Origin of the sequence: Micromonospora sp. NPDC050187 (assembly GCF_044459745.1) — a bacterium.
Classification (GTDB): Bacteria; Actinomycetota; Actinomycetes; order Mycobacteriales; family Micromonosporaceae; genus Micromonospora.
In genome coordinates this window covers 43559-56398 of the sequence record NZ_JBITJH010000032.1, presented here as the reverse complement: position 1 = coordinate 56398, position 12840 = coordinate 43559, and the positions used below count along the sequence as shown (strand labels likewise).

The window sequence follows — 12840 nt, the reverse complement described above, 5'->3', positions numbered from 1 at the left end:
GCCAGCCGGCCGTCGAACACCGGCACCCGACCCACCAGACCGGCCGCCATCCGCGCCGACTGCGCACCCTGACCCGGAAACACGAACACCGGACCAGCAGACGAACCACCAGCGGTACCCAGCACCACGTTGCCCGCCGGCAGACCCGACGCCACCGCGTCCAGACCCGACAGCAACTCGTCGACACCGGAGCCGACGACCACGGCCCGCTGGTCGAACGTCGACCGGGTGGTCAGCAGCGACCAGCCGACCGCCGCCGGGTCGAGGTCACCGTGTTCCCGCACGTACCCGGCCAGCCGGCCCGCCTGCCCGGCGAGGGCGTCCCGGGACCGCGCGGACACCGGCCACACGGTCACGCCCGACGCGGCCAGGCCGGGCCGGTACGCGGTCGTGGTGGGCTCGTCGGTCTGCTCGGGGTCGGCGGCGGACGGCCGGTACTCCTCGACGATCACGTGGGCGTTGGTGCCGCTCACGCCGAACGACGACACGCCGCCTCGGCGGGGCCGGTCCATCTCCGGCCACGCGCGACGCGCGGTGAGCAGCGAGACTGCTCCGGCGGTCCAGTCCACGTGCGGGGACGGTTCGTCCACGTGCAGGGTCTCCGGCATCACGCCGTTGCGCAGGGCCATCACCATCTTCACCATGCCGGCGACCCCGGCGGCGCTCTGGGTGTGACCGATGTTCGACTTCACCGAGCCGAGCCACAACGGCTGGTCGGCGGGGCGGTCCTGTCCGTAGGTGGCGATCAGCGCCTGTGCCTCGATCGGGTCACCGAGGGTGGTGCCCGTGCCGTGCGCCTCCACCATGTCGACGTCGGCGGTGCCGAGCCGGGCGTTGGCGAGGGCCTGCCGGATGACCCGCTGCTGCGACGGGCCGTTGGGGGCGGTGAGGCCGTTGGACGCGCCGTCCTGGTTGAGGGCGCTGCCCCGGATCACGGCGAGGATCGGGTGGCCGTTGCGTTCCGCGTCGGCGAGCCGCTCCAGGACGAACACGCCGCCGCCCTCGCCCCAGCCGGTGCCGTCCGCGCCGGCCGCGAACGCCTTGCACCGCCCGTCGACGGACATGCCGCGCTGTCGGGAGAAGACGACGAAGACGCCGGGGGTGGCCATCACGGTGACACCACCGGCGATGGCCAGGTCGCACTCCCGACGGCGCAGCGCGGTGGCCGCGAGGTGCAGGGCGACCAGCGAGGACGAGCAGGCGGTGTCGACGGTGACGGCCGGGCCGTTGAGGCCGAGGGTGAACGAGATCCGGCCGGAGGCGACGCTGGTGGTGTTGCCGGTGCCGAGGTACATGTCGACGCCCTCGGGAACGTTCGGCAGACCCATCCCGTAGTTCGAGGTGGTGACCCCGACGAAGACGCCGGTCTGGCTGCCGCGAAGGGACAGCGGGTCGATGCCGGCCCGCTCGACCGCCTCCCAGGACGTCTCCAGCAGCAGTCGCTGCTGCGGGTCCATCGCGAGGGCCTCGCGCGGGGAGATCCCGAACAGGGACGCGTCGAAGTCACCGGCGGCGTCGAGGAACCCACCCACCCGGGTGTAGCTCTTGCCCGGCTTGTTGGGGTCGGGGTCGTAGAGCGACTCCAGGTCCCAGCCCCGGTCGTCGGGGAACTCGGTGAGGGCGTCCTGGCCGCCGTCGACGAGGTCCCACAGGTCCTCGGGCGAGCGGACGCCGCCAGGGAACCGGCAGCTCATCGACACGATGGCGAGGGGTTCCTGGTCGCGGGCCTCGGCGGTCTGCAGCTTGCGCTTCGTGTCGTGCAGATCGGCGGTCACCCGCTTGAGGAAGTACCGCAGCTTGTCGTCGTCGCTCATCGGGCCGCACCTGCCTCGATCCGGGGGTCGGTCATGTCAGGAGATTCCAAACTCTTTGCTGATGAAGTCGAAGATCTCGTCGTCGCTGGCCGACTCGAGATCGGGCCGGTCCTCCTCGGCGGCGGGACCGTCGGCCAGGCCGGTCGCCTTGGCCAGCAGGTCCCGCATCCGGGCGGTGAACCGCTCCCGGGTCGCCGGATCGAGCGTGATGGTGGTGAGCAGGCTCTCCACGGTGTCGATGCCCTGGAAGAGGGGCTGGGTGGAGGGGGCCTCCCCGGCGGTGATCTCGCCGGCCAGCTTCTCGGCGAGCGCGGTCGGCGTCGGGTAGTCGAAGACCAGCGTGGCGGGCAGCCGGAGGCCGGACAGGCCGTTCAGCCGGTTGCGGAGGTCGACGGCGGTGAGCGAGTCGAAGCCGAGTTCGGTGAAGAGCCGGCCCGGGTCGATGGCGTCGGCCCCCGCGTGGCCGAGGACGGCGGCGATGTTCGCCCGGACCACGTCGAGCACCACCTTGCGCCGTTCCGGCTCGGCCAGGCCGGCCAGGCGCTGCCCGAGGGACACGCCGCCGGGTCCGGCTCCGGTGCCGTCGGCGGAACGCCGCAGCGGCACCCGGACCAGGGCGCGGAGCATCGGGGCGAGGGTCCCGGACTCCGCCTGTCCGCGCAGCGTGCCGACGTCGAGCCGCATCGGTACGACGGCAGCCGAGTCCAGTCGCCAGGCGGCGTCGAACAGGTGCAGCGCCTGCTCGGTGGGGAGCCCGGCCGCCCCCTGTTCGGCCATCCGCCGCACGTCGGCGTCACCGAGGTGACCGGTCATCCCGCTGGCCTGCTCCCACAGGCCCCAGGCCAGGGAGATGCCGGCCAGTCCCCGGGCCCGCCGGTGCGCGGCGAGCGCGTCGAGGAACGCGTTCGCGGCCGCGTAGTTGGACTGTCCGGCGCTGCCCAGCGTGGCCGCCGCCGAGGAGAAGAGCACGAAGGCGGCGAGGTCGCGGTCGGCGGTGAGCCGGTGCAGGTGCCACGCCGCGTCGATCTTCGGTACGGCCACCGCGTCGAGGCGTTCGGGCGTCATCGACTCGAACACCCCGTCGTCGAGGACGCCGGCCGCGTGGATCACTGCGGTGAGCGGGTGCGCGGCGGGAATCCCGGCGAGCAGCGCGGTCAGGGCCTCGGGGTCGGCGGCGTCGCAGGCGGCGACGGTCACCTCCGTACCGTGGGCGGCCAGCTCGGCGACCAGGTCGTCGATCCCTTCGGCGGCCGGACCGCGCCGGCCGACGAGCAGCAGGTGCCGGACGCCGTGCGTGGTGGCGAGGTGCCGGGCCAGGAGGCGGCCCAGTACGCCGGTGCCACCGGTGACGAGCACCGTGCCGTCCGGGTCGACGCGGCCGGGCAGCAGTTCCACGCCGGCCGGCACCCGTCCGAGACGGGGGACGCGCACCTGGCCGGCTCGTACCGCGACCTGCGGCTCACTGGACCCGATCGCGGCGGCCAGCACGGCGGTGCTGTCCGGGTCCGCGTCGAGGTCGACCAGTTGCAGCCGGCCCGGGTGTTCCAGTTGGGCGGCGCGCAGCAGACCCCAGACCGGGGCCTGGCGCAGGTTCACCACGTTCTGTTCACCCGTTGCGACCGCGTCGCGGGTGACCAGCACCAGCCGGGCGTCGGCGAACCGGTCGTCGGCGAGCCAGGCCCGTACCGCACCGAGCACGCGGTGGGTGGTGGCACGCGCCTGCGCGGCGAGTGCCGGATCCGTGTCGTCGCCGTCACCCCCGACCGGGACGATCACCGCCCCGGGCGCCGGTTCGCCCCCGGCGAGCAGGTCCCCGAGGGTGTCCGGGTCGAGGTCGGCGCGGACCCGGACGCCCGCCGACTCGCAGGCGGCGCTGAGGGCCAGGTCGTCGCCGACCACCACCCAGCCGGTGGCGGCAGGCACCGGACCGGCGGGCACGGGCAACGCCAACCAGTCGACCTGGAACAACGACTCGTGACGGCCGGAGCGGGCGGCCCCGAGGGCGTCACCGGTGACCCGCCGCATGATCAGCGACTCGGCGTGCAGCACGGGCGCGCCGGTGGCGTCGGCCACCTGGAAGGAGACCCCGACCTCACCGGCCGAGGCGACCCGGACCCGCAGGGCGGTGGCCCCGGCCGCGAGCAGGGTGACACCGGTCCAGGCGAACGGCAGCCGGGGGGCGTCGGGGTCGGCTCCGTCGCCCATCCGGGCGAGGAAGCCGCCGATGGACATGGCCTGCAACGCGCCGTCCAGCAGCGCCGGGTGGACCCCGAACCGGCCGGCCTCGGCGTGGTGACCCGTGGGCAGTTCGACCTCGGCGAAGACCTCGTCGCCGCGTACCCACGCGGCGCGTAGGCCCTGGAAGACCGGGCCGTAGGCGAAGACGGTCGCCTCGATACCGGAGTAGAAGTCGGTGGAGTCGACGGCGGTCGCACCGGGCGGCGGCCAGACCCCGAGGTCGAACGCGGGCGGTTCGGCCGGGCGGGGCGCGAGCAGACCGGTGGCGTGGCAGGTCCAGGCCACGTCGGCGAGGATCTCATCCGATCCGTCCCGGTACGGGCGGGAGTGGAACTGCACCGTACGACGGCCGTCCGCGTCCCGGTCACCGACGGTGAGCTGCACCTGGAGGGAGCCGAGTTCGGGCAGGACGAGCGGGGCGAGCAGGGTCAACTCCTCCACCACCGGCGTGCCGGCCTGCTCACCGGCGTAGGCGGCCAGTTCCACGAAGGCGGTGCCGGGCAGCAGGATCGCGTTCATCACCCGGTGCTCGCCGAGCCACGGGTGGGTACGCACCGACAGGCGGCCGGTGAACACCATCCGCTCGCTGTCCGGGAAGGTCACCGTGGCGCTGAGCAGCGGGTGACCGGCCTCCTGAAGACCGGCGGAGGCGACGTCCCCAGCGGGTCCGACGGGCAGGTCGACCCAGTAGCGCTGGTGGTCGAAGGCGTAGGTGGGCAGGTCGACGGTCGCCGTCTCCGCCAGCACCTTCCCCAGATCCACGGGCAGGCCGATCGTGTGGGCGGTGGCGAGACTGGTCATCAGCCGGGTCGGATCGTCCTCACCCCGCCGCAACGTCCCCAAAGTGTGCCCGGAGACACCGACGTCATCGAGAATGCCGGTCACCGGCATGGTGAGCACCGGATGCGGCGAGATCTCCACGAACGTCGTGTGACCCGCCTCGACCGCCACCCGCACGGCCGGATCGAACAACACCGTCCGCCGCAGGTTCTCGTACCAGTAGTCGGCACCCATCGACTCCGGCACCACCCACTCCCCGGTCAAGGTGGACACCAGCCGGACCGTGCCGGGCTGCGGAGTGACGTCGGCCAGATCGGTCCGGAGCTGCTCGGCGACCTCCTGCACGGCAGGAGAATGCGACGCGTAGTCCACCGGAATCACCCGCGCCCGCACACCATCGGCCTGACACGCGGCCACCAGATCCGCCACCGGCTGCGGCGGACCCGACACCACCACCGTCGACGGACCGTTCACCGCCGCCACACCCACACCCGGGAACAACAGAAGACGTTCGGCGACCGCGTCGGCCGACAGGTCCACCGACGCCATCGCACCCGTACCCCGAAGAACAGCAAGCGCCCGTGACCGCAACGCCACCGTCTTCGCCGCATCCTCCAGCGACAGGATCCCGGCGACGCAGGCCGCACCGATCTCACCCTGCGAATGACCGATCACCGCCGCCGGAGTCACGCCGACGTGCTCCCACACCGCCGCCAGGGCAACACCCACCGCCCACAGGACCGGCTGCACAACCTCCACCCGGTCCAACCACGACTCGTCGTCACCGGTCAACACCGACACGAGGTCCACATCCAGGTACGGCGCGAGAGCCCGCTGGCACTCGGCCAGCCGGCCGTCGAACACCGGCACCCGACCCACCAGACCGGCCGCCATCCGCGCCGACTGCGCACCCTGACCCGGAAACACGAACACCGGACCAGCAGACGAACCCGCCAGACCCGTGACGACGTTCCCCGCCGGCAGCCCCGACGCCAAGGCGTCCAGACCCGCGAGAAGCGTGTCGGTGTCGGTGCCGACGACGGCGGCACGCTGGTCGAGGACGGCGCGCGTGGTCGCCAGGGACCAGCCGACCGCCGCCGGGTCCAGGTCGCCGTGCGCCCGGACATGGTCGGCGAGCCGGGCGGCCTGGCCGGCCAGGGAGGTCTTCGTGCGAGCGGACAGCGGCCAGACGGTCACGCCCGCGGCGGGCGTCAGGCCCGGTGCCGGGTCGTGGGTCTGGACGGCCTCGTCGAGGGATTCGTCGGCCTGCTCGATGATCACGTGCGCGTTCGTGCCGGAGATGCCGAACGACGACACCGCCGCCCGACGCGGCCGATCCACCACCGGCCACGCACGCGCCTCGGTCACCAACTCCACCGCACCCGCCGACCAATCGATATGCGGCGACGGCTCATCCACATGCAAACTGGCCGGCACCACACCGTGCCGCATCGCCTGCACCACCTTGATCACACCCGCCACACCCGCAGCCGCCTGCGCATGCCCGATGTTCGACTTGACCGACCCCAACAACAACGGCCGATCCCCCGGACGGCCCTGCCCGTACGTCGCCAGCAACGCCTGCGCCTCGATCGGGTCACCCAGCGTCGTACCCGTACCGTGCGCCTCCACCACGTCCACGTCTGCGGTGGAAAGCCGGGCCGAGGTGAGAGCCTGCCGGATCACCCGCTGCTGCGACGGGCCGTTCGGGGCGGTGAGCCCGTTGGACGCGCCGTCCTGGTTGATCGCCGACCCGCGCAGCACGGCGAGGACCCGGTGACCCTTGCGACGCGCGTCGGAGAGCCGCTCGACCAGCAGCAGGCCGACACCCTCGGACCAGCCGGTCCCGTCCGCCGACGCGGCGAACGACTTGCACCGACCGTCGGCGGCCAGACCACGCTGCCGGGAGAACTCGACGAACGCGGTCGGCGTGGTCATCACCATCACGCCGCCGGCGAGCGCCATGTCGCACTCGCCGCTGCGCAGCGCCTGGCCGGCCCAGTGCAGGGCGACCAGGGACGACGAGCAGGCGGTGTCCAGCGAGACCGCCGGCCCCTCCAGCCCGAACGTGTAGGCGACCCGGCCGGAGATGACGCTGCTGGTGAGCCCGGTCAGCGCGTACCCCTCGGTGCCCTCCCCCGCGTACGCGACCAGGTTGCTGTAGTCCTGGCCGCTGGTGCCGACGAAGACACCGGTGCTGCTGCCGCGCATGGTGGCCGGGTCGAGGCCGGCGGACTCGAACGTCTCCCAGGTGGTCTCCAGCAGCAGCCGCTGCTGCGGGTCCATGGCCAGCGCCTCGCGCGGCGAGATGCCGAAGAACGCCGAGTCGAACTGGTCGACGTCGGCCAGGAAGCCGCCACCCCGGGTGTAGAAGGTGCCGGAGGCGTCCGGGTCAGGGTTGTAGAGCGAGTCGAGGTCCCAGCCCCGGTCGGTGGGCAGGTCGGAGATGGCGTCGACGCCATCGGCGACGAGCCGCCACAGGTCCTCCGGGGAGCGCACCCCGCCGGGCAGCCGGCAGGCCATGCCGATGATCGCCAACGGTTCGTCGTCGCGTACCGGCACGGTGGTGGTCGCCGACCGGACCGGTACGGGCGTCCCGGCGATCTCGGTGCCGAGGTGGACGGCCAGGTCGTAGGGGCTGGGGTAGTCGAAGACCAGGGTGGCCGGCAGGCGCATGCCGAACGCGTTGTTCAGCCGGTTGCGCATCTCGACGGCGGTGAGCGAGTCGAAGCCGAACTCGTTGAACGCCCGGCGCGGTTCGATGGCGGCCGGGTCGGGGTAGCCGAGCACGGCGGCGGCCTGCCCCCGGACGATCTCGACGAGCGCGTTGACCCGGTCGTCGTCGCCGAGTGCGGCGAGCTGCTGCACCAGGGACGCGCCGGTGGTGGCCGCCGCGCTGCGGGGCAGCCGGATCAGGGTCCGGTACAGCGGCGGGATGGTGCCGCCGGCGAACTGGACCTTCATGGCGGCCAGGTCGAGGCGGGCCGGGACGAGCGCCGCGTCGGGGGTCCGGCAGGCGGCGTCGAAGAGGGCCAGGCCCTCCTCGGCCTCCATCGCGGCGACGCCGGAGCGGGAGATCCGGTTGAGGTGGACGTCGTCCAGCTCGGTGGTCATGCCGCTGCGGTCGGCCCAGAGGCCCCAGGCGAGGGTGAGCGCGGCGCGGCCGTGTGCCTTGCGGTGGTGGGCGAGGCCGTCGAGGAAGGCGTTGGCGGCGGCGTAGTTGCCCTGGCCGGGTCCACCGGCGGTGGCGGCGAGCGACGAGTACGAGACGAAGGCCTTCAGGTCGAGGTCGGCGGTCAGCTCGTGCAGGTTCCACGCCGCGTCGACCTTCGGCCGCAGGACGTCGTCGATCCGCTCGGGGGTGAGCGAGGAGATGACGCCGTCGTCGCGGACGCCGGCGGCGTGGATGACGGCGGTGAGCGGGTGGGCGGCGGGGATGCCGGCGAGCAGCTCGGCCACCGCGTCGCGGTCGGCGACGTCGCAGGCGGCGACGGTGACCGTGACGCCGAGCGCCTCCAGGTCGGCGCAGAGTTCGGCGACACCGCCGGCGGCCCGGCCGCGCCGGCTGGTGAGGATCAGGTGCCGGACGCCGTACCGGGTCACCAGGTGCCGGCTCATGAGCTGGCCGAGGGTGCCGGTCGCGCCGGTGATCAGGACGGTCCCGTCGCCGTCGAACGGTGCGACGGGCGGCTCGGCCGGGGTCGGTACGCGGGTGAGCCGGGCCCCGGCCGCGACGCCGGAGCGGATCACCACCTGTGGTTCGTCGGTGTCGGCGACCGCGACGAGAGCGGCGGCGGCACCGGCCACGTCGTCCACGTCGACGAGCACGAACCGGTCCGGGTTCTCCGACTGCGCGGAGCGGACCAGACCGATGATCGCCGCGCCGGCCAGGTCGGTCAGGTCGGCGTCCTGGGCGGTGGCGACCGCACCCCGGGTCAGCACGACCAGCCGGGACGCGGCGAACCGGTCGTCGGCGAGGAACTGCTGGAGCACGGCGAGCGCCCGGTGGGTCGCCTCGGCCACCGCGCGTGGCACGTCCGGGCCGGGTGCCGGCGCGGGGAACGGCACGACCAGCACGTCGGGGGTGTCCGACCCGCCGTCCATGGCGTCGCGCAGGGCGGCCATGTCGGGGTACGCCGCGACGGCGGTACCGGTGGCCGCGACGGCCTCGACGAGGTCGGTGTCGCCGACGACCGCCCACGTGGCGGTGGACGGCCCGGCGGGTGCGGCCAGCGGGGTCCAGTCGATCCGGTACAGCGACTCGGCACCACCACCGGCGGTGCGGAGCTGGTCGGCCGAGACGGGCCGCAGGACGAGGGAGCCGACCGAGATGATCGGGGTGCCGGTGACGTCGGCCAGCAGCAGGGAGATGCTGTCGGTGCCGGTGTGCGTGACACGGACCCGGGCCGCCGCCGCGCCGGCGGCGTGCAGGGCGACGTCGTTCCAGGAGAACGGCAGCCGGCCGTAGCCGGGCGGGATGTTCGCCCCGGTCGGAGCGCCGCCGGGCGGGGTGAGGCCGAGGGTGTGCAGGGCCGCGTCGAGCAGCGCGGGGTGCAGGCCGTAGCCGCCGGCCTCGGCGGCGGGTGTCTCGGGGAGGGCCAGTTCGGCGAAGAGGTCCTCGCCGCGCCGCCAGGCCGAGCGCAACGCGATGAAGGAGGGGCCGTAGTCGTAGCCCTGGGCGGCGAGGTTGAGGTACAGGTCGTCGGTGGACACCTCGGTGGCGTCGGCGGGCGGCCAGGCGGTCAGGTCGGACCAGCCGGTGGGGCCGCTGGGCACGGCCGGCCCGCTGGCCAGTACGCCGCTGGCGTTGCGGGTCCAGGCGCGCTCGCCGGGGGCACCGTCGGCGGACTCGCCGTCCGGGGCGGAGTGCAGGGACACGGACCGGCAGCCGGTCTCGTCGGCCGGGCCGATCCACAGCTGGATGTCGACCCCGCCGGTCTCGGGCAGGATCAGCGGCGACTCCAGGGTGAGTTCCCGGACGTGGTCCGCGCCGACGTGCGCGCCGGCCTGGAGGGCGAGCTCGACGAAACCGGTGCCGGGCAGCAGCACGGTGTCGAACACGACGTGGTCGCTGATCCACGGGTGGGTACGCCCGGCCAGCCGGCCGGTGAACAGGAAGCCCTCGGCGTGTGCGACCCCGACGGCGGCGCCGAGCAGGGGGTGCCGGGCGGGGCGCAGGCCGACCGCGGTGACGTCCCCGGTCCACCCGGCACCGGCCTCCGGCCAGTAGCGCTGGTGCTGGAAGGCGTACGTGGGCAGGTCGACCCGGGTGGCGCCGGCGTCGGCGAACCACGGCTGCCAGGTGACCGGCACACCGTGGACGTGCAGCTCGGCCAGCGCCGCCAACAGCGCGTGAACCTCGGACCGGTCCTTGCGCTGCACGGGCACGACGAGCACGGAATCGTCACCGGGCAGGATGTCGGCGGCCATCGCGGTCAACACACTCTGCGGACCGACCTCCAGGAACGTGTCGACCCCGGCGGCCCGCAGCGCGGCCACCCCGTCGCCGTACCGGACCGCCTCCCGGACGTGCCGCACCCAGTAGTCGACGCTCCGGATCTCCTCGCCGTCAGCGAACGCCCCGGTCACGTTCGACACCACCGGCAACGTCGGAGCGGAGAAGGTCAGCCCGGCCAGGACGGTGCGGAACTCGGCGAGCATCGGCTCCATCAACGGGCTGTGGAACGCGTGGCTGACGGTGAGCCGGCGGGTGCGCGCGCCCCGGTCCCGCCAGGTCCGCTCCACCTCAGCCAGTGCCTCGACCGCCCCGGACACCACCACGGACGTCGGCCCGTTCACGGCGGCGATTCCCAGCCGGCCGGTCAGCCCGTCCAGGGTGGCCCGCACGTCGGCCTCGGACGCGTTGACCGCGAGCATCCCACCACCGGCCGGCAACGCCTGCATCAACCTGCCCCGCGCCGCGACCAGCGCACACGCGTGCTCCAGGGACAACACCCCCGCGACGTGCGCGGCGGTGACCTCCCCGATCGAGTGCCCACCCACGAAGTCCGGCACCACACCGAACGACTCCACCAGGCGGAACAACGCCACCTCGACCGCGAACAACCCGGCCTGCGTGAACACCGTCTGGTCCAACAGCTCCGCCTCCGGCGTCCCCGCCTCGGCGAACAACACCTCCCGCAGCGGACGCGGCAGCAGCGGATCGAGCTGCCCGCACACCTCGTCCAACGCGGACGCGAACACCGGGAACGTCGCGGACAACTCCCGACCCATGCCGACGCGCTGGGCGCCCTGACCGGAGAAGAGCACCGCGAGCGGACCCCGGTCCCCGACCTGGCCGGCGACCACCGCGCCGGACGACTCCCCCGCCGCCAGGGCGCGCAGCCCGGCCAGCAGGTCGTCCCGACCGGTGGCGGCGACCACGGCCCGGTGGTCCAGGGCGGACCGGGAGGTCACCGACGAGAAGGCCACGTCGAGGGGGCGCAGGGCCGGGTCGGCGGCCACCCGGTCGGCCCAGTTGCCCGCCTGGGCGGCGAGCGCGGCGGCGTCGCGGGCCGACACCGTCACCGGCACGACCGGACGCTCCACCGCCGGGGCGGCGTCGACCTCGGCGGGGGCGGGGGCCTGCTCCAGGATGGTGTGCGCGTTGGTGCCGGACACCCCGAACGACGACACCGCCGCCCGGCGCGGCCGGTCCACCGCCGGCCACGGCGTCGCCTCGGTGACCAGCTCGACCGCCCCGGCCGACCAGTCGACCTGCGGGGTGGGCTCGTCGACGTGCAGGGTCGGCGGCACGACGCCGTGCCGCATCGCCATCACCATCTTGATCACACCGGCGACGCCGGCGGCGGCCTGCGCGTGCCCGATGTTCGACTTGACCGAGCCGAGCAGCAGCGGCTCCGCGCCGCCCCGGTCCTGCCCGTACGTGGCGAGCAGCGCCTGCGCCTCGATCGGGTCGCCGAGCCGGGTGCCGGTGCCGTGCGCCTCCACGACGTCGACGCCGCCGGCGGCGAGGCCGGCGTTGGCGAGGGCCTGCTGGATGACGCGCTGCTGGGCGGGCCCGTTCGGGGCGCTCAGGCCGTTCGACGCACCGTCCTGGTTGACCGCGCTGCCCCGGAGGACGGCGAGGATCGGACGACCGTTGCGTTGGGCGTCGGAGAGCCGCTCCAGCAGCAGGACGCCGACGCCCTCGGACCAGCCGGTCCCGTCGGCGGCGGCGGCGAACGCCTTGCACCGGCCGTCGGCGGCGAGGCCGCGCTGGCGGGAGAACTCGACGAACGCGGCCGGGGTGCACATGGCGGTGACCCCGGCGACGATGGCCAGGGTGCACTCCTGCTGGCGCAGCGCCTGGGCGGCGAGGTGCAGGGCGACCAGCGAGGACGAGCAGGCGGTGTCGATGGTGACGGCCGGGCCTTCCAGGCCGAACGTGTAGGCGATCCGGCCGGAGACGACGCTGCCGGCGTTGCCGGTCATCAGGTGCCCCTCCAGGCCCTGCGCGGCGCCCATCAGCACGCTGCCGTAGTCCTGGCCGGTGCTGCCGGCGAAGACGCCGGTCCGGCTGCCCTTGAGCGAGTGCGGGTCGATGCCGGCCCGCTCCAGGACCTCCCAGGAGGTCTCCAGCAGCCACCGCTGCTGCGGGTCCATGGCCAGGGCCTCGCGGGGGGAGATGGCGAAGAACCCCGGATCGAAGTCGGGCAGGTCGTGGACGAAGCCGCCCTGCGCCGTGTACGTCGTGCCGGGCCCGCCCTGCTCCTGGTCACCGTCGTAGAGGGACGCGAGGTCCCAGCCCCGGTCCTCGGGGAAGTCGGAGATCACGTCCCGCCCGGACGCGACCACCTCCCACAGGTCCTCCGGGGACCGTACCCCGCCCGGAAAGCGGCAGCTCATGGACACGATGGCGACCGGTTCCTGCTCGCCGGCCTCCACCTCGCGCAGACGCTGCCGCACCTGGTGCAGGTCGGCGGTGACCCGCTTGAGGTAGTCGAGAAGCTTCGCCTCGTTAGCCATGGACCGCCCACTCCTTGTGTTGAGCCGTGCACGCAGCGAC

The 12840-nt window shown here is 73.8% G+C and carries 2 protein-coding genes; both read right to left on the bottom strand.

What is annotated here, in order from left to right:
• Positions 1-1814: type I polyketide synthase (locus tag ACIBJE_RS29445; protein ID WP_396753540.1), on the bottom strand; the 1814-nt coding region annotated here is incomplete at its 3' end.
• Between the two features lie 36 nt (positions 1815-1850).
• Entirely contained in the window at positions 1851-12800 is a 10950-nt protein-coding gene (locus ACIBJE_RS29440; RefSeq protein WP_396753539.1) for an SDR family NAD(P)-dependent oxidoreductase, read from the bottom strand.
• Between the last annotated feature and the right edge of the window lie 40 nt (positions 12801-12840).

Excerpts from the sequence above, each read along its gene's own strand:
- ACIBJE_RS29440 (WP_396753539.1), bottom strand. The coding sequence starts at position 12,800 with ATGGCTAACGAGGCGAAGCTTCTCGACTACCTCAAGCGGGTCACCGCC.